The following is an 18632-nucleotide window of genomic DNA, read 5'->3' as shown; positions in this document are numbered from 1 at the left end:
GTTATTTGTTCAGCAAATGGCCCATTTTCTCGGCTTTGGTATCGAGATAATGTTCGTTATTGGGGTTACGACCTACAATCAATGGTACGCGTTCAACAATATTAATCCCTGCTTCGGTCAGAATTTCGACTTTTTTCGGGTTATTGGTTAACAAGCGGACTTCATTGACGCCAAGGAGTTTGAACATATCAGCGCAAAGAGTGAAGTCGCGCTCATCAGCGGCGAAGCCTAACTGGTGGTTAGCCTCTACGGTATCGTAACCTTGATCCTGCAGTGCGTAAGCGCGGATTTTATTCAGCAGACCAATGTTACGACCTTCCTGACGGTGATACAGCAAAATACCACGGCCTTCCTCGGCAATTTGCGTCAATGCCGCTTCGAGCTGGAAGCCACAATCGCAGCGCAAGCTGAACAGGGCGTCACCGGTCAGACATTCGGAATGGACGCGCGCAAGTACCGGGGTATGCCCGGAAATATCGCCATAGACTAGCGCGACATGATCGTGTCCGGTTGCCAGTTCTTCAAATCCCACCATCAGGAAATCGCCCCATGGGGTTGGCAGTTTGGCTTCTGCCACACGTTTAAGCTGCATGAAATTCTCCAGATAATGCTGGTTCTGTATTGGCTTATTTTGCCATAACGAGAAGGGGTTCACCTAATCACGACGCGTCGATCGTTCACGGAATGGCACAAATCTGTCAATTTTTCCTGAAACTGGCGTTTTCAGTTATGATTGTGGGACTTATCAAAAAGGAGAGGCCATGCGTTCGATTGCCAGACGTACCGCAGTGGGAGCTGCACTATTGCTTGTCATGCCAGTAGCCGTATGGATTTCTGGCTGGCGTTGGCAACCTGGAGAACAAAGTTGGCTACTAAAAGCGGCTTTTTGGGTTACTGAAACTGTCACCCAGCCCTGGGGCGTCATTACACATTTGATTTTATTCGGCTGGTTTCTCTGGTGTCTGCGTTTTCGCATTAAGGCTGCCTTTGTATTATTTGCCATTCTGGCGGCCGCAATCCTTGTGGGACAAGGCGTTAAATCCTGGATCAAAGACAAAGTCCAGGAACCACGACCTTTTGTTATCTGGCTGGAAAAAACACATCATATTCCGGTTGATGAGTTCTACACTTTAAAGCGAGCAGAACGCGGAAATCTAGTGAAAGAACAGTTGGCTGAAGAGAAAAATATCCCACAATATTTGCGTTCACACTGGCAGAAAGAGACGGGGTTTGCCTTTCCTTCCGGTCACACGATGTTTGCTGCCAGTTGGGCACTGCTGGCCGTTGGTTTGCTGTGGCCGCGTCGGCGAACGTTAACCATTGCTATCTTGCTGGTCTGGGCAACGGGAGTCATGGGAAGCCGCCTGCTGCTCGGGATGCATTGGCCACGCGATCTGGTAGTAGCTACGTTGATTTCGTGGGCGCTGGTGGCGGTGGCAACGTGGCTTGCGCAACGAATTTGTGGGCCATTAACACCACCTGCGGAAGAAAATCGCGAAATAGCGCAACGAGAACAAGAAAGTTAACGCTGGTTGATTTTCCGAATTTAGCCCTTAAATCATCAACAATGCGTGTGGATGCCATTTCGCAGACGGCGCGAAAATGGTACTTTAAAGGGCTATTGCGGTAAGTTGACCATAATTTATTCGCTCTAACCACATAACGGGAAGTAATGTGAAATATTTACTCATTTTCTTACTGGTGTTAGCGATCTTCGTGATTTCGGTCACGTTGGGTGCGCAGAACGATCAACAGGTGACGTTTAATTATCTGTTAGCGCAAGGGGAGTACCGTATTTCCACATTGCTGGCGGTATTGTTTGCTGCGGGGTTTGCTATCGGTTGGTTGATTTGTGGCCTGTTCTGGCTGCGAGTTCGTGTTTCCCTGGCGCGCGCTGAACGTAAAATAAAGCGACTGGAAAACCAGCTTTCACCCGCGACTGACGTGGCTGTAGTGCCGCACTCGTCAGCGGCGAAGGAATAACTTTCTATGCTGGAGTTGTTGTTTCTGCTTTTGCCTGTAGCCGCTGCCTATGGCTGGTATATGGGCCGCAGAAGTGCGCAACAAAACAAGCAAGATGAAGCCAACCGCTTGTCGCGTGATTACGTAGCGGGGGTTAACTTCCTGCTTAGTAATCAACAGGATAAAGCGGTAGACCTGTTTCTCGATATGCTTAAAGAGGATACAGGCACCGTTGAAGCCCACCTTACGCTCGGAAACCTGTTCCGTTCGCGTGGCGAAGTTGATCGCGCTATTCGCATCCATCAGACCCTAATGGAAAGCGCCTCGCTGACCTATGAACAGCGTCTGTTGGCGATTCAACAACTGGGGCGTGATTACATGGCCGCCGGGTTATATGACCGCGCGGAAGACATGTTCAATCAGCTGACCGATGAAACTGACTTCCGCATTGGCGCGCTGCAACAGTTGCTACAAATCTACCAGGCTACCAGTGAGTGGCAGAAAGCAATTGATGTTGCCGAACGCCTGGTGAAGCTGGGTAAAGATAAACAGCGCGTCGAAATTGCCCATTTCTACTGTGAGTTAGCCCTGCAGCATATGGCCAGCGACGATCTCGATCGTGCCATGACCTTGCTAAAAAAAGGGGCGGCGGCAGATAAAAACAGCGCCCGCGTATCCATAATGATGGGACGCGTGTTTATGGCGAAAGGAGAATACGCCAAAGCCGTCGAAAGTCTGCAACGCGTGATATCCCAGGACAGAGAACTGGTCAGCGAAACGCTGGAAATGTTGCAAACCTGCTATCAGCAGTTGGGTAAAACTGCCGAATGGGCAGAATTCCTGCAGCGTGCGGTGGAAGAGAACACCGGTGCCGATGCTGAATTGATGCTTGCTGATATCATCGAAGCGCGCGACGGTAGTGAGGCCGCACAGGTCTATATTACGCGCCAGCTTCAGCGTCATCCGACCATGCGTGTGTTCCATAAGTTAATGGATTACCACTTAAATGAAGCGGAAGAAGGGCGTGCCAAAGAGAGCCTGATGGTGCTGCGTGACATGGTTGGCGAAAAGGTACGTAGTAAGCCTCGTTATCGCTGCCAGAAATGTGGTTTTACCGCATACACCCTCTACTGGCATTGTCCGTCTTGTCGGGCCTGGTCAACCATTAAACCGATTCGCGGTCTTGATGGCCTGTAATTTTTAAAAAAATCCTACTTTAGTTACAACATACTAGTTATTGATGTTCCATTGTGCTCCGGCAACGACGGCGCAGAAAAAGCCTGCCAGGGGAAAAATCGCAACTGTTAATTTTTTATTTCCACGGGTAGAATGCTCGCCGTTTACCTGTTTCGCGCCACTTCCGGTGCCCATCATCAAGAAGGTCTGGTCATGACGTTAACTGCTTCATCTTCTTCCCGCGCTGTTACGAATTCTCCTGTGGTTGTTGCCCTTGATTATCATAATCGTGATGACGCGCTGTCCTTTGTCGACAAGATCGACCCACGCGATTGTCGTCTGAAGGTCGGCAAAGAGATGTTTACATTGTTTGGGCCACAGTTTGTGCGCGAACTTCAACAGCGTGGTTTTGATATCTTTCTTGACCTGAAATTCCACGATATTCCTAACACTGCAGCGCACGCTGTCGCTGCTGCAGCTGACTTAGGCGTGTGGATGGTGAATGTTCATGCCTCTGGTGGGGCGCGTATGATGACCGCAGCGCGTGAGGCACTGGTTCCGTTTGGCAAAGATGCACCGCTTTTGATTGCTGTGACAGTGTTGACCAGCATGGAAGCCAGCGACCTGGTCGATCTTGGCATGACACTGTCACCTGCAGATTATGCAGAACGTCTGGCAGCACTGACGCAAAAATGTGGCCTTGATGGTGTGGTGTGTTCTGCTCAGGAAGCTGTGCGCTTTAAACAGGTATTCGGTCAGGAGTTCAAACTGGTTACGCCGGGCATTCGTCCGCAGGGGAGTGAAGCTGGTGACCAGCGCCGCATTATGACGCCAGAACAGGCGTTGTCGGCTGGTGTTGATTATATGGTGATTGGTCGCCCGGTAACGCAATCGGTAGATCCAGCGCAGACGCTGAAAGCGATCAACGCCTCTTTACAGCGGAGTGCATGATGAGTGATTCCAACAGCCGTCTGGTCTACTCAACGGAAACCGGACGTATTGATGAGCCCAAAGCGGCCCCTGTACGCCCTAAAGGCGACGGTGTGGTGCGTATTCAGCGTCAGACCAGTGGACGTAAAGGTAAGGGCGTTTGCCTGATTACCGGTGTCGATCTCGATGATGCCGAACTGACAAAACTTGCAGCGGAACTGAAGAAAAAATGCGGCTGCGGCGGAGCAGTTAAAGATGGAGTTATTGAAATCCAGGGCGATAAGCGTGATTTATTAAAATCACTACTTGAAGCGAAAGGGATGAAGGTAAAACTCGCAGGCGGTTAACATAAAAAGCCACGGATATATCCGTGGCTTTCGAATATTTTACTGTGTGTATTATTCAGTTATTTCGTACTGAACAGAATCAAGCGTATTATAATTGCGAGTCGATAATCGACATTTATTTACGATTATTTACCGACCTGGTGACCAATAACACCACCGACAGCTGCACCACCTAATGTACCCAACGTACTGCCATCGGTCAGTACTGCACCGCCTAATGCCCCTGCACCCGCGCCGATTGCGGTGTTGCGGTCCCGTTTAGACCAGTTAGAACAGGCACTCAGAGACATTGCCAAAGTAATTGCCAGAACAGCCGCGGTCATTTTTTTGCTCGTTACAAACATAATACTCTCTCCTGAATTTATGATTCACGGAAGTAAGCTCTCTATAACTATAATAGCTAAGAATAAGCCTGGTGAAATTATTCCGTGAAATCTGCTCGCGCGCAGGGTTATATCACGCAGGTGATAATGACTTCCTGTTATATCGCTGATAATAATTTTATATCTTGAGAGTGTTAATAACAGGTAAATAGTCTTAATTATCAACCAGGAATCATCTTAGAGCGGATGATTTGCCAAACTGCAAATCATCCGTAGAGAAGGGAAATGGTTAAATGTCAACGACGTGAACGGTGAGTTTACTGTGCTCAAGATGCATCAGATCGCTGGCGCGTATTTTCGAATCGGTAATCACGCGATTGAATCGCTCAACGGGACCGATGGAGTATGAATGTACAGCACCAAATTTCGAGCTGTCAGTCAGGACTATCGCTTCGCACTCTTTTTCCAGCACGGCATTGACCACATCGGTACGCATCATATCGCGACCGGTAAATCCAGTTTCAGGTTGCCAGCCATCAATACCAATAAATGCTTTGCTGAAATGCACCTGTTGGATGCACTGGCGTGTCAAAGGGCCAACCATACTTTCGCTTTTTTTCTGATACACGCCACCGAGCAAAATAACTTCACAAGGCGCGTCTTTCAGCAAATGCGCGATGTAGCTGCTGACCGTGATGATAGTGACATTTTTCTTCTGCTCGCCCAGAGTCCGGGCGAGTAGGGCATTGCTGCTGCCATTTTCGATAAAGATGGTTTCGCCCGGTTGAACCAGCGACGCGGCAAACTCGGCGAGTTCACGCTTCAGCGTATAGTTGCTCATCATACGGGTTTCGACGTCATCACTATCAAGCGAAACAGCAAAGCCATGTGCACGGCGGAGGTAACTCAGTTTTTCGAGTGTGTTGAGATCCTGGCGAATGGTAACTTCAGAAACTCCAGTGGCTTTTGCCAGATCGGTTACGCTAACCTGACCCTGGTCAATGACCATCTGTAGAATAGTTTGTTGTCGGGAATTCATCGCTGTAATTCTTATAACGTTATAATACTTAATAAAAAAATACTGACGCGCCGGGCATCCTCAAATAGGAAAACCTGAAGGCACGATTGTTAAATCTCCCACGGTGCCTTCGGGATGTCTGGCGTAGATTCAGCAACCTGGCGCAAGAGTTCTGCTTTAAGTATCTCGAGATTATGGATCGCAGAGTGGTAATCGCCTGCCACAAGGATATCTAACACAATATCAATACGTTCGGCAACGCGCTGGGCATCAAATTCAGACATCAAGGACATCCTTATAGCAAAAGTGGAAAATGAATAATGCAAAAATTGCCGCTAAAAGAGAAGTGTTTAACAGCAACGGCTAATTATCATCCAAAAATACGATATATAATGACGGGATATAGCGCTAAGTATATATATTCATCTACTTATGCGCGCTTCAGATAGCGTTTATACCAGCGTTCGAAGGCGACGGCGGGCATCGGTTTGGCAAACAAAAATCCTTGCCGCTCATTGATCCCGTTCTTGGTTAAAAAAGCATCTTCCTTTGCACTCTCTACACCTTCGGCGATCACCTGAAGATTCAATGCCTGGGCCACAGCGACGATCGCCCGGACCAGTGACTGCGAGACAGGTTGTTTGTGAATATCTCGAACAAAAACCTGGTCAAGTTTGATGGCATCGATCGGAAAGCGCGCCAGTTGCGAAAGTGAAGAGTAGCCGGTACCAAAATCATCCAGATGTACTTGCGCACCTAGTTGGCTAAATTGTTGAATAACAGACAGTGCCAGTTCATCATTCTCAATCAGACAACTCTCTGTCAGTTCAACATCTATAGGGCAGTATTCAAAATTGAGTTCCTGGAGAACCTGTTTCAGGGCGGTGAAAATGGTTTGATCGGCGAGCTGACGTGCAGAAATATTTACCGCCACTCGCAGGTTTATGCCTTTATCCCGCCACTTTGCCACCTGGCGTACGACATCGAGAATCACCCAACGGCCTAAAGGCACAATTAGCCCTGACTCTTCGGCGTAGGAAATGAAGTCCAACGGTGGAATCAACCCACGTTCAGGTGACTGCCAACGTACTAGTGCTTCCAGACTGCGCACTTCGCCACGCCAGGTGATTTTCGGTTGATAGTGAATAACCAACTGATCGTTTTCTAGTGCTTTACGCAAGTTGGTATCCAGCCAGAGATATTCAAATACCCGTTGATTCATTTCTGGGGTAAAAACGCAAAATTGTCCTCGTCCGCCTTCCTTCGCTGTGTACATTGCTGTGTCGGCGTGACGAATAATAGCCGCGCTGTCCGAACCATGTTCGGGAGAGAGTGCAATACCTACTGAACAGCTGGTATAAACTTCAATTAAACCAATACGAAAGGGGAGGCGTAAGCGGGTCAAAATTCGTGATGCCATTGCTTCCAGCGCGCTTTGTGAGGTATTGGATGCCAGTACCAGAAACTCATCGCCACCTGGACGCGCCAACACCTGGTCATGTTCGAGACAGCTTAAAATAGCCAATGACACGTCGCGTAATAACTGGTCACCAAACAAATGCCCATAGGCGTCGTTGACCTTTTTAAAATTATCCAAATCAAGATACACAACCCCAACTTTATTGTTATCTGCATGATTAATAGCGTGATCGATTAACTCCTGCATTGCGTTACGATTCGGCAGTCCGGTGATACTGTCGGTATTTGCCAGAATACGCAGTCGCTCCTGAGCGCGGCGCTCTTCGGTAATGTCGGTACCGGAACAGATTAAAAAAATCTCGTTTTTGCCACTGCCGCTGTGGACAAATTTATTGCGAAACAGAAACAGCCGCTGGCCTTTACGTGTTGGTATCCACAGTTCGACTTCATATGCATTGCCGCTTCGAAAAAATACACGGTTATTGCGCCTGGATGCCGCAGCTTCACGACGGCTCATAAACAGTTTAAACACGCTTTGCCCAATGACGTCGTGTTCTTTCAACCCTGTGTAATCTTCACATAAGCGATTGAAGCGTTGAATATTCCCCCGGCTGTCGAGAATGACTATTGCGGAATGTGCTTCAGAAACTACCTGCTCAGCAAAGGAAAGCCCGTGTGATAAATCACGAGCAACCGCCGGTGTGTCATGCCATGCAGACGCGTTGCCAGCCCATTCCCGTTTATTGATTTTTCGTCCTACCAGATGCACAGAAAGATCGCTTTCATCGACGGTCAGACTCATCATCAGGCTGGAGGTGATGACCGTCATTTCCCTGATTCGAGCAGCCTGTTCGGCAGATAACTGCAACATACGTTCAGGTTCTGTGGTTTCGGTGGTAGAAAAGCGCAAAACATCGCTGCTTTCCGTCAACCGCCAGTATGAATTGTGCGATCCGAGAAAGTTGTACAACGTTGTGGACTCCCTAACGGTTTTCATGATGCATATCCTCCGGTTAACAGCGGAGTCCGCGGTTAAATAAAAGGAACAACATGACTTACATGAAATTAACGGCGGCTAAACGCATTGTTTTTTTTATATATTTATTTGTAATCCAGTTTTGGAAAAACGCCAGTTTTCAAACGAAAGTCAGTTAAAAAACTGCCGGGATATGATGAAGGTAGAGCGGGGAAATAAACGGCCCATTCATAAGGAATGGGCCGTGAAAGGAGATTACGCGACCGGGCGCGCAATAATGCTGCGGGTTTCCATGCGGACTTCGGCAATGGTGACGTCAATAACGTCAGTTACTTTATAAACCGTTTCACCTTTAATTTGTACGGTGCCGTTTTCCTGGCTGCAAACCATTTCATCGCGCACAGCGTGTAAGAAAGGTGCAGGAATAAAGGCGATAGCGCCGTTATCAACCAAACGAACACGCATGCCGCCACGGCTGATATCGACAATTTCCGCCGCGAAACGGGTGTCGGTCCCGGCTTTGTCTTTCAGGAAGCGTGCGTATAACCAGTCACCAACATCACGTTCTGCCATCCGATTGAGACGGCGACGCTCGGCCATTTGGACAGTGATCTCATCCTGTGGACGCGTCGCAGTTTCGCCTTTGATAACCGCTTTCAGCAGACGGTGGTTGATCATGTCGCCATATTTACGGATCGGCGATGTCCAGGTGGCGTATGCTTCCAGACCGAGGCCAAAGTGAGGACCGGGTTCAGTGCTAATTTCAGCAAATGACTGGAAGCGACGAATGCGGCTGTCGAGGAAACCAGTTGGTTGCGCATCCAGTTCACGACGCAGTTTGCAGAAACCGTCCAGCGTGAGCACTTCTTCGGCATCGACATGCAGACCGTGCGTTTTCAGCAACGCTGCCAGCGCGTCGGCATTCGCCGGATCAAAGCCCATATGCACGTTATAGATGCCAAAACCGAGCTTATCGCGCAGTACGCGGGCCGCACAAATGTTAGCGGCAATCATCGCTTCTTCGACGATACGGTTGGCAATGCGACGAGGCTCGGCGACGATATCCAGCACTTCACCTTTTTCACCGAGAATAAAGCGGTAATCCGGGCGATCTTTAAACACCAGTGCGTGGTTATGACGCCACTCGCCGCGGCGTTGGCAAATTTGCGCTAACAAACGGACTTGTTCGGCAATTGCTTCACTTTCAGGCTTCCAGTCACCGGTATTTTCCAGCCAGTCAGAAACCTGGTCATACACCAGCTTCGCTTTGGATTCGATGGTGGCGGCAAAGAATTCGATATTATCTTCAATGGTGCCATCAGCGGAGAGCGTCATGCGGCATGCCAGTACCGGGCGGACTTCATTGGCGCGCAGTGAGCAGAGATCGTCAGAAAGCTCGCGAGGCAGCATAGGGATGTTGAAGCCAGGCAGATAGTTGGTGAATGCGCGAATTTTCGCGGCTTTGTCCAGCTTACTGCCTTCAGCAATCCACGCGGTTGGATCGGCAATCGCCACAATCAGCTGAAGTTTGTCATCCGGCAACGCCTTAGCGAAAAGGGCGTCATCCATATCTTCTGTGCTGGCACTGTCGATGGTGACAAAATCCAGCGCGGTCAGATCTTCACGAACCAGACCTTCATCGAGCATTTCGGTAGCGACGCCGTCTGGTGCTTCTTTTTCCAGATTATGGTGTGCAAGGGTAACCCACCACGGTACAAAGTGATCGTCACCAAAAGTGATGTATTGTGTCAGTTCTGCATAGAAAGAACGATCGCCTTTCAGCGGATGACGGCGCATTTCGGCAACCGCCCAGTCGCCTTCTTTAAACTCGTGGTTCAGGCCACGGGCTGCGCGGCAAGGAATGGCGTCTTTTAAGAGTGGATGATCAGGAACGATGGCCAGACGGTCATTTTTGCCCTGAACCTTACCCACGAAACGAGTCAGGAACGGTTCAACCAGTTCTTCTGGCTCTGCGGATTCACGTTCTTTTTCACTGTGGATCACCGCGATAATTCGGTCGCCATGCATGACTTTTTTCATCTGCGGCGGCGGAATGAAATAACTTTTTTGCGCGTCGACTTCCAGGAAGCCAAAGCCTTTTTCTGTGGCTTTTACCACCCCTTCAGCGCGTGGCGTCTGGGAATGCAGTTGCTGTTTAAGCTGCGCTAGCAGCGGGTTGTCCTGAAACATAATTGTCTATTTTGGTGGCCATTAGAGCGGCTGACAGTTTTACGCGAATCTGTCTGACGCGGCAAGGTTAATATGTCTCACCCAACGCGATTTTTAAGCGATTTATCCAGCCACACAGCCCGCTCCATACCAGCAGATTAATAATCTGCGTTGATGATTTTTCGTGTTCGAGTAAAGGGCTGAACTGGGCGGCGCTAAAGCGATCGGGTGCTCGGGTCAGCCATTGTATCGCCTGAACGGTAGCGTGCTCAACAGAATGACGGTCAGCCCATTGGTTAATTTCATTTTCGCCCTTGCGCAGAAGGGTGTTGATTTTTTTATATTCATTTAATGAATCCATACAGGCGGCAAAACAAGCAGGGCTGCCATTTATCCGTGCGCATAACAACGCCGCAAGCTGATTATCCGGCTGTGTATTAACCCGTGTGCTGTTTAACAACTTTTCAAGAAGGGAAAGTGAAATAGGGTGGAGAGAGAGTGTTTCAGCCAGTTGGCAAAGTTCTGCAGTTGAACTTTTTGTGTAATCTTCAGGTAGTTTTTCCACCTCATAGCTGCTTCGCCAGCGTATTGATTCATCAGTAAACAGTGACGCGTCGGCATAGTTTTGTATCTCCAGACCGGGTAACCAGCGTACCGGATGTCCAAGATAAGCCTGAAATGTCGCAATGGTCCGCGCCTGAAAGCCAATAAATCCAATGATTTGGTTAATGATTACACAGTCCCAGGCAGTAAGACCGACGTCATTCAGATGCTGGCGCGATCGGTTGTCGATAATAGAAGGCGAGCTAGCCAGTTGGCGGGCATATTGCGTGATTTGTGCCAACCGATGATTACTTTCCCTGGAGGAATCAGGCCCGGGGAGCGGCGTAAGTCGCGCCGAATAGTAGTTACATAACCGCTGGACGCCGCAAACCTGAGCAACCGTCAGGGCCGTAGACAAGCGTTCATAAGCGGTGAAAGTCTGTGAACGGGTCACGGTAAGCTGGTCAGGGAACAATTCCACTGCAAGAACGCGCGCAGGGACCAGCCATGAAAGGAAGGGGGCCAGCGTTTCTTCATCAAGGATCACGTCGAGCAGAAAGGGATCGCTGACCTTTGCGGCTTCCGGGACCAGAGGCAGAACGTCATACTCCGCAGTACTGGATTGCGTTTCATGATACCAGTGGCTTTTGCCGGTGATGTGGCGTTGTTCCATGGGCGCTCCTTGGTCGTAAAGGAAATCGTTATCCTGACGCAAGGCGGGAAGGGGAGAAAGACGGATCGGCGATAACAAATATCAGAAAGGTATAACAGAGATAACGGGCGGCAGAACGCCGCCCATCTTTACCAACAGAACGATTATTTCAGTTCGAGTTCGTTCATTGCAGCGATGCTGAAACCGCCGTCAACGTGGACTACTTCACCGGAGATACCGGCAGAGAGATCGGAGCACAGGAATGCCGCAGAGTTACCCACATCTTCAATAGTAACGGTACGGCGAATCGGGGTAACGGCTTCGCAATGAGCCAGCATTTTGCGGAAGTCTTTGATACCGGAAGCCGCCAGAGTACGGATCGGACCAGCAGAGATGGCGTTAACACGCACACCTTCCGGACCCATCGCGTTCGCCATATAGCGCACGTTCGCTTCCAGAGACGCTTTTGCCAGACCCATAACGTTGTAGTTCGGGATAGCGCGCTCAGCGCCAAGGTAGGAAAGGGTCAGCAGGGCAGAACCCGGATTCAGCATGGAGCGGCAAGCTTTTGCCATTGCAACGAAGCTGTAGGAGCTGATGTCGTGGGCAATTTTGAAGCCTTCACGGGTAACGGCGTTAACATAGTCACCATCCAGCTGATCGCCAGGTGCAAAACCAATAGAGTGTACGAAACCGTCAAATTTCGGCCAAACTTTCCCCAGTTCAGCGAACATGGTGTCGATGCTGGCATCTTCTGCAACATCGCACTGCAGAACGATGTCAGAACCCAATTGAGCGGCAAATTCTTCTACGCGGCCTTTCAGTTTGTCGTTCTGGTAGGTGAATGCCAGTTCAGCTCCTTCGCGGTGCATCGCCTGAGCGATACCGTAGGCGATGGATAGTTTGCTGGCAACACCGGTTACCAGAATGCGCTTACCGGAAAGAAAACCCATAGCTTTAATCCTTATTGTTGATGCTTGTTGTGCCTGAAAATCAGGCGATTCGTCGTTTTAGTAAACAGTACGAACAGATAAACGGTTATTATAATCAACCTGGCTGTGAGTAGCTATAGTTGCCAGGTCCGACCGGAGCAGGCTGCGGCAGGGGGGGCGCTTTTCCCCTCACCCTAACCCTCTCCCCAGAGGGGCGAGGGGACCGTATTGTGCAAATATTGTTACCCCAGCAACAAACAGGCTCATACAGCCCCTAACCCTTTCATGGCGATGGCTGGGACGGTTCAGACCTTGCCGAATATTCTCCAGCACCGTCTCCATGTTTTCACCACAACAGCTATTCGGCTCGGTCTGCCCCCTCGCTCTTTCAGGGAGAGGGTGACCGGCGGTTCAGTTCCTGCAGAATATTCTCCAGCACCGTCTCCTCATTACAATCAATCTCGTTATTCCAGAAACGCAGCACGGTCCAGCCCTGCGACTCAAGCCAGCTAGTGCGCCTGGAATCATAGGCAACTGCTAAATCATGCTGCCCACCATCCAGCTCAACGACTACACGCGCCGAGCAGCAAGCAAAATCGAGAATGTAGCTCCCCACTGGATGTTGACGGCGAAATTTGAAATCACTAAAACGTCGGCTGCGAAGATATCGCCAGAGCTTTCGTTCCTGCAAAGTGAGATTGCGTCTTAAATCACGCGCATTTGATTTAATTTTATCTATCACCTCATTCTGACAAGATTTAATCTTTTGTCAGAATGAGGTGAATAATCTGGAAGGAGGATTCAGAAAATTAGCGATCTTTACGCCACGCATCCGCCGTCAATGCCTCGCCAAAATGACCGGCAATCAGCCGTTTGGTGAGTTCATGCAGCGGCGATGCCAGCACATCCGCGGTGCTGCCTCGCTCGACAACCTCGCCCTGATGCATCACCAGCACCTGGTCGCTAATGTGCTTCATCATTCCGATATGCTGGGTAACATAAATATACGAAATGCCCTGTTTTTCCTGTAATTCCAGCATCAGATTAATCAACTGCGAACGCATCGACATATCCAGTGAAGCGAGGGCTTCATCGGCAATAATGACTTTTGGGCGCAATATCAGCGCGCGCGCCAGACCCAGACGCTGTTTTTGCCCGGGTGCCAACATATGCGGATAGTAACTGACGTGATCCGGTAGCAGCCCAACCATACGCATCGTTTCAATAATCTGTTTGCGACGCTGTTCCGGTTCCAGGTCGGTGTTCAGACGCAATGGAAAATCCAGAATTTGCGAGATACGTTGACGGGGATTCAACGAGGTCGAAGGATCCTGAAAAATCATGCGAATACGCTGACTGCGGAAGGAATAATCGCCAAAATGCAGCGGATGATCGTCAATCAATAACTCGCCGCTGGTAGGCTCTATCATTCCCGCCAGCATTTTTGCCAGCGTGGATTTACCCGAACCATTCTCGCCAATAATCGCCAGTGTCTGGCCTTCACGTAGCGTAAAGCTCAAGGGTTTTACCGCTTCTACGGTCTGACGACGAAACCAGCCGGTCCGGTAGCGGAACGTTTTACTTAAATTACGCACTTCAAGCAGCGTTTCGATCATCTCACTCTTTCTCCATGTTCAGCGGGAAATGACAGGCATAGAGATGATTTTTCGCCCCCGTCAAACGTGGCGTCACAATGCATTCTCGTTGTGCATACGGGCAACGTGGCCCCAGACGACAACCAATCGGTAACTGTTCCAGCAGTGGGATAGCGCCGGGTAGCGTATTGAGGCGACTTTTATGCGGCATCGCGCTGCCGAAGTCTGGTATCGCGCGGATCAGCGCCTGGGTATAAGGATGATGTGGCATCGTCACCAACTCCTTACTCGGCGCGGTTTCCACTGTTTGACCGCAGTAAAGCACGTTAATTTTATCCGCCCATTGGCTAAGCATTTGTAAGTCATGGCTGATAAGCAAAATAGTGGTATTGCTGTTTTGGTTGAGACGCGTCAGCAGGCGAAAGATTTGCGCCTGGGTTGTTGGCTCCATTGAGTTGGTCGGTTCGTCAGCAATCAGCAGACGCGGTTGATTCGCCAGTGCAATGGCTATCATCACTTTCTGACATTCACCTTCGGTCAACTCATAGGGAAAACTGCGCATCGCATCTTTGTGATCTTTAATCCCCACGCGGTGCAGCAGTTCAATGGCACGGCGTTTGCGCCAGCCAAAACGCTGCCACCAACGGCCTTTATAGGTCCAGGCTGGGATGTTTTGCATCAACTGGCGACCCACACGTTCTGAAGGGTCAAGACACGACTGCGGTTCCTGGAAAATCATCGACACGTTATGGCCAACCAGTTTGCGCCGTTCGCGTGCGGAGAGACGCAGCAAATCGATATCATCAAAACGCATACGGTCAGCAGTAACACGCCAGTTATCTTTATTCACCCCACAAATCGCTTTCGCAATCAAACTCTTGCCGGAACCGGATTCACCAACAAGACCGCGGATTTCACCTTCGGTTAAGGTCATACTTACCCGGTCGACGGCTTTAACCCACTCATCACCGGTTTTAAATTCAATGGTCAGGTTACGAATATCGAGTAATGGCATTATTCCACCCCCGCAATAATCGCACGACGAACGCCATCGCCAAGGAGGTTAACCAACAACACGCTAATCATAATTGCCGCACCTGGCAGCATGACAGTCCACGGGGCGACATAAATCAGTTCCAGCGCATCACCGAGCATCGCTCCCCATTCAGGCGAGGGGAGTTGTGCGCCGAGATCGAGAAAGCCCAGCGCGGCGATATCGAGAATTGCCATCGACAGTGCGCGGGTGATCTCGGTGACCAGCCCGGCGGTGATGTTTGGCATCACAGCAAACCAGAGAATATTCAGCGTTGATGCGCCATCCAGACGGGCGGCGATAACGTACTCTTTTTCCAGTTCGTCATGCACCATGCTGTAAATCGAACGTACCATACGCGGCAGCAATGCCAGCCAGACAGCAAACATAGCGTGGGACAAACTCGGTCCGGCAAACGCTACAACGATAATTGCCAACAGCAGCGAAGGGATCGCCAGTAAGGTATCCAGAATATGGTTAAGCACCGCTGAGCGGAGGCCGTGTGTCGCCCCGGCGAAGGTGCCCAGTACCAGGCCACAGATCGTCGCGGCAAGCGTCACCACAAATGCGCCACCCACGGTTGGCGCAGCTCCGCTCAGTAAACGGCTTAAAACATCGCGTCCGAGGTCGTCAGTCCCCAGGAAGAAAGAAACTTCGCCATAGCGCGACCATGACGGCGGCAATAATTGATAACCGAGAAATTGCTGGTCGATGCCGTAAGGCGCAAACCAGCCGCCAAAAATACACAGTACAGCCAGCCCCGCGCAGCCGTACAGGCCGACCATCGCAGAGGCGTCACTATAAAATTTGCGCCAGGCGGTACGCAGCGTGCCCGGCGGGCGCTTTTCGCTGTATACGCTATCGTAAGGCATACCATTCCTTATGTTTCAGAGGGTTAGCCATGGCACCCAAAATATCAGAAATCACGTTAACAATAATGACCAGTGAGCCACACACCATCACTCCGGCGGAAATGGCTGCGTAATCCTGCTGGCGGATGGCGTTAATTAACCAGCGCCCTAAACCCGGCCAGCTAAAAACCATTTCGGTGATCATCGCCAGCGTCAGCATGGTGGAAAACTGTAAGCCCAGGCGAGGAATAACCGGCGGTAACGCGTTATGCAGAACGTGGCGACGCAAAATAGTAAAGCGCGACAAACCGCGGGTCGCCGCCGCTTTTACATAGTTCTGGTCATACACTTCGATAGTGCTGATACGCATCAGGCGGATCACTTCAGTTGTTGGCGCAACCGACAGGGTGATCACGGGCAATATCATATGGCGGATTGCGCTCATGATCATTTCATCCCGCCATGGTGAGTCCGAAAGCCAGGCATCAATCAACGCAAAACCGGTAATCGGTTTCACTTCGTAGAGCAGATCGAAACGCCCTGAAACGGGCAACCAACCTAGCGTGAGTGAACAAAACAGCGTCAACAGAAGCGCCAGCCAGAACACCGGGATTGAAAAGCCCAGTAAGGCGATGGCGTTGATCAAGTTATCCTGCCACTTATGGCGCGTAATCCCGGCAATCATCCCCACGGGGATGCCAACAATCAGCGCAAAACCGAAGGCGAGGATGCACAGTTCCATCGTCGCCGGGAAGACCTCTTTTAACTGTTCGGCAATCGGTTGACCGTTAATGCTGGAAACACCAAAATCCCAGTGGATCAGGCCGTTAAACCAGAACACCCAGGCATTCCACAGTGACGCGCCTTGTAACGGCGCATGAGGGGTGAAATAGCTCAAGCTGAAGCCAACGAAGGTCAGCAGGAACAAGGTGACAATCAATAACAAAATGCGGCGTAAGGTGAAGATAATCATGGTTTTTTCACCTCATCCTGTTTCTCGCGATACACCCCAGCAAAGGAGGCGTTACCAAACGGGCTAAGTACCAGACCTTTGATATCGTACCGATAGGCCTGCAAACGCAATGACGACGCCAGCGGCAAAATGGGCAATTCCTGCGCCAGAATACTCTGCGCTTCGTCATAGGCTTCAATACGCGCCGCCAGCTGCTGCGAGGAGAGCGCCTTACGCAACACGCTGTCGAATTTCGGATCGCACCAGTGGGCGAGGTTGGTCTGTGAATGAATTGCCGCGCAGCTCAGTAAAGGACGGAAGAAACTGTCCGGGTCGTTACTGTCCGTCGCCCAACCGGATAACGTCAGATCATGGCTCATATCCATCAACCGCGCCTCCTGAAAGCGACCTTCTACCGGCACAATCACCACTTTTACGCCAACCTGCGCCATATCCGCCTGAATCAGTTCGGCAGTTTTCAGTGGACTGGGGTTCCACGCCTGCGAACGTGTGGGCACCCACAGTTTCAGCGTTAAATTTTCCAGCCCCAACGACTTCAACTGTTCGCGCGATTTCGCCGGATTGTATTCAGTAATTTTAGCCTCGTTGTCATAGGCCCACGAGGCGCGCGGTAAAATAGAGGCCGCCGTTTCAGCCGTACCATAATAGATGGATTGCATCAGGCGCTGGTTATTAATCGCCAGTGCCAGCGCATGGCGGACAGCGGGATTATTTAGCGGCGGTTTGGCGGTGTTAAATGCCAGATAGGCGACGTTCATCCCAGGACGCAGCGTTAAACGCAAGCGCGGGTCGTCACGCAAAATGGATAGCTGGCTGGCAGCTGGCCAGGCCAGAACGTCGCATTCCCCGGTCAGGAGTTTCGACAGACGTCCGGTGCCGCCGGAGCCTAAATCCACCACTACCTGCGGCATTAACGGTTTACCGCGCCAGAAGTCATCATGACGTTGTAGGCGAATAAATTGCCCGGCGCGGTATTCCGACAACTGATACGGACCGGTGCCGACCGGTTGACGGTCGAGTTGCTCCTGGCGATCTTCTTTCTCTAACTTCCGGGCATATTCTGCCGACATGACCGAAGCATAATGGGTTGCGAGGTGCCACAAAAAAGAAGCATCCGGCTGGGCGAGTCGGAACTCAACGGTATGATTATCCAGTTTGCGGACGCTTTTCACGTTATCGGCAAATTGCAGGCTGTCGAAGTAGGGGAAGTTGCTGCCGTTGACGTTATGCCACGGGTTGTTGCGGTCAAAAATTCGCTGGAAGGTAAACACCACATCGTCGGCATTCATTTTACGAGTGGGAGTAAACCAGTCGGTTTTTTGAAACGGAACATCGCGACGCAGGTGGAAGCGATAGGTTGCGCCGTTGTCGAGTACTTCCCAGCTTTCGGCAAGTTCCGGCATCAGGCGATAGGTATAGGGATCGACATCCAGCAGTCGATCATAAAACTGGGCGGCAAGGGTATCGACAATTAACCCACTGCTCGCTTTGGATGGGTTAAAGGTGTTGACTTGCCCGCTGACGCAATAGACAAAACCGCTGTCGCGGATATCAGCATGCGGGGGAGATTCAGGCGCGGCGATTGCCTGACCACTCACAAGTCCAGCAATCACCAAAAGAGACGATAATACCTGGCGCATAATATTAAGGGATTTTATGTAAAGAGGCTATCTTACTAATATTTAATGACATTTGCCATTACCGTTTGTGTTCAGGGGTCGTAATGAGGGCCG

General features: G+C 50.5%; 21 protein-coding genes. 7 read left to right on the top strand and 14 right to left on the bottom strand.

Annotation, left to right across the window (positions count from 1 at the left end; translation table 11 throughout):
• Position 1 precedes the first annotated feature (1 nt).
• Entirely contained in the window at positions 2-592 is a 591-nt protein-coding gene (ribA, locus tag AB4H76_RS12970; protein WP_001176295.1) for a GTP cyclohydrolase II, read from the bottom strand.
• A gap of 169 nt (positions 593-761) precedes the next feature.
• On the opposite strand from ribA, the gene pgpB reads away from it, so the two are divergent.
• The 5 genes from pgpB to yciH all read left to right on the top strand — a co-directional run bounded on the left by pgpB (position 762) and on the right by yciH (position 4415).
• On the top strand, positions 762-1526 hold the full coding sequence (gene pgpB / locus AB4H76_RS12965) for a phosphatidylglycerophosphatase B (protein ID WP_001256538.1): 765 nt from the start codon (positions 762-764) through the stop codon (positions 1524-1526).
• Between the two features lie 148 nt (positions 1527-1674).
• Complete coding sequence (gene lapA / locus AB4H76_RS12960) at positions 1675-1983, top strand: lipopolysaccharide assembly protein LapA (protein WP_000876286.1); 309 nt, start codon at positions 1675-1677, stop codon at positions 1981-1983.
• Positions 1984-1989: 6 nt separating this feature from the next.
• Positions 1990-3159: a lipopolysaccharide assembly protein LapB gene (gene lapB, locus AB4H76_RS12955; protein ID WP_000891353.1), complete on the top strand. Its 1170-nt coding sequence runs from the start codon at positions 1990-1992 to the stop codon at positions 3157-3159.
• 192 nt (positions 3160-3351) lie between these two features.
• The gene (pyrF, locus tag AB4H76_RS12950; RefSeq protein WP_000176278.1) at positions 3352-4089 is read left to right on the top strand and encodes an orotidine-5'-phosphate decarboxylase; all 738 of its coding nucleotides are present in this window, start codon (positions 3352-3354) and stop codon (positions 4087-4089) included.
• A complete protein-coding gene (gene yciH / locus AB4H76_RS12945; protein WP_001295580.1) occupies positions 4089-4415 on the top strand; it encodes a stress response translation initiation inhibitor YciH in 327 nt (108 codons plus the stop codon). Before pyrF ends, yciH begins: the two co-directional genes overlap by 1 nt.
• Positions 4416-4540: 125 nt before the next feature.
• On the opposite strand, the gene osmB is transcribed toward yciH, so the two are convergent.
• The 3 genes from osmB to yciZ all read right to left on the bottom strand — a co-directional run bounded on the left by osmB (position 4541) and on the right by yciZ (position 6040).
• Entirely contained in the window at positions 4541-4759 is a 219-nt protein-coding gene (gene osmB / locus AB4H76_RS12940; protein ID WP_000498253.1) for an osmotically-inducible lipoprotein OsmB, read from the bottom strand.
• A gap of 268 nt (positions 4760-5027) precedes the next feature.
• Positions 5028-5777 (bottom strand): DNA-binding transcriptional regulator YciT, encoded by a 750-nt coding sequence (locus AB4H76_RS12935; RefSeq protein WP_001088621.1) that lies wholly within the window; start codon positions 5775-5777, stop codon positions 5028-5030.
• 89 nt (positions 5778-5866) lie between these two features.
• The gene (gene yciZ, locus AB4H76_RS12930; RefSeq protein ID WP_001288368.1) at positions 5867-6040 is read right to left on the bottom strand and encodes a protein YciZ; all 174 of its coding nucleotides are present in this window, start codon (positions 6038-6040) and stop codon (positions 5867-5869) included.
• A gap of 36 nt (positions 6041-6076) precedes the next feature.
• On the opposite strand from yciZ, the gene ymiD reads away from it, so the two are divergent.
• Positions 6077-6205, top strand: a complete 129-nt coding sequence (gene ymiD, locus AB4H76_RS12925) for a protein YmiD (RefSeq protein WP_212740988.1) — start codon at positions 6077-6079, stop codon at positions 6203-6205.
• On the opposite strand, the gene pdeR is transcribed toward ymiD, so the two are convergent.
• Complete coding sequence (gene pdeR, locus AB4H76_RS12920; RefSeq protein ID WP_000859984.1) at positions 6187-8172, bottom strand: cyclic di-GMP phosphodiesterase; 1986 nt, start codon at positions 8170-8172, stop codon at positions 6187-6189. The genes ymiD and pdeR overlap by 19 nt on opposite strands.
• Before the next feature lie 53 nt (positions 8173-8225).
• On the opposite strand from pdeR, the gene AB4H76_RS12915 reads away from it, so the two are divergent.
• Positions 8226-8330 (top strand): hypothetical protein, encoded by a 105-nt coding sequence (locus AB4H76_RS12915; RefSeq protein WP_000221855.1) that lies wholly within the window; start codon positions 8226-8228, stop codon positions 8328-8330.
• 76 nt (positions 8331-8406) lie between these two features.
• Here AB4H76_RS12915 and rnb read toward each other — a convergent pair whose 3' ends face one another.
• The 9 genes from rnb to sapA all read right to left on the bottom strand — a co-directional run bounded on the left by rnb (position 8407) and on the right by sapA (position 18539).
• Entirely contained in the window at positions 8407-10341 is a 1935-nt protein-coding gene (gene rnb, locus AB4H76_RS12910) for an exoribonuclease II (RefSeq protein WP_000484966.1), read from the bottom strand.
• Between the two features lie 67 nt (positions 10342-10408).
• Entirely contained in the window at positions 10409-11536 is a 1128-nt protein-coding gene (locus AB4H76_RS12905) for a carboxymuconolactone decarboxylase family protein (protein ID WP_001301103.1), read from the bottom strand.
• 143 nt (positions 11537-11679) lie between these two features.
• A complete protein-coding gene (gene fabI, locus AB4H76_RS12900; RefSeq protein WP_000506490.1) occupies positions 11680-12468 on the bottom strand; it encodes an enoyl-ACP reductase FabI in 789 nt (262 codons plus the stop codon).
• A 367-nt stretch (positions 12469-12835) separates the two neighbouring features.
• Positions 12836-13189 (bottom strand): DUF559 domain-containing protein, encoded by a 354-nt coding sequence (locus AB4H76_RS12895; protein WP_000565727.1) that lies wholly within the window; start codon positions 13187-13189, stop codon positions 12836-12838.
• A 67-nt stretch (positions 13190-13256) separates the two neighbouring features.
• Positions 13257-14063, bottom strand: coding sequence for a peptide ABC transporter ATP-binding protein SapF (gene sapF, locus AB4H76_RS12890; protein ID WP_000573407.1), 807 nt, complete (start codon positions 14061-14063; stop codon positions 13257-13259).
• Position 14064: 1 nt separating this feature from the next.
• Entirely contained in the window at positions 14065-15057 is a 993-nt protein-coding gene (gene sapD / locus AB4H76_RS12885) for a peptide ABC transporter ATP-binding protein SapD (protein ID WP_001128858.1), read from the bottom strand.
• Positions 15057-15947, bottom strand: coding sequence for a peptide ABC transporter permease SapC (gene sapC, locus AB4H76_RS12880; RefSeq protein ID WP_001146163.1), 891 nt, complete (start codon positions 15945-15947; stop codon positions 15057-15059). Before sapC ends, sapD begins: the two co-directional genes overlap by 1 nt.
• Positions 15934-16899 (bottom strand): putrescine export ABC transporter permease SapB, encoded by a 966-nt coding sequence (sapB, locus tag AB4H76_RS12875; protein ID WP_000583277.1) that lies wholly within the window; start codon positions 16897-16899, stop codon positions 15934-15936. The genes sapC and sapB overlap by 14 nt, the downstream gene beginning before the upstream one ends.
• Complete coding sequence (gene sapA, locus AB4H76_RS12870) at positions 16896-18539, bottom strand: ABC transporter substrate-binding protein SapA (RefSeq protein WP_001250216.1); 1644 nt, start codon at positions 18537-18539, stop codon at positions 16896-16898. Before sapA ends, sapB begins: the two co-directional genes overlap by 4 nt.
• Positions 18540-18632 lie beyond the last annotated feature (93 nt).

The organism is Escherichia sp. UTM R2 (assembly GCF_048593455.1).
Lineage (GTDB): Bacteria > Pseudomonadota > Gammaproteobacteria > Enterobacterales > Enterobacteriaceae > Escherichia > Escherichia coli.
The sequence above is the reverse complement of the archived record's forward strand: the minus strand, read 5'-3'. Positions and strand labels throughout refer to the sequence as shown.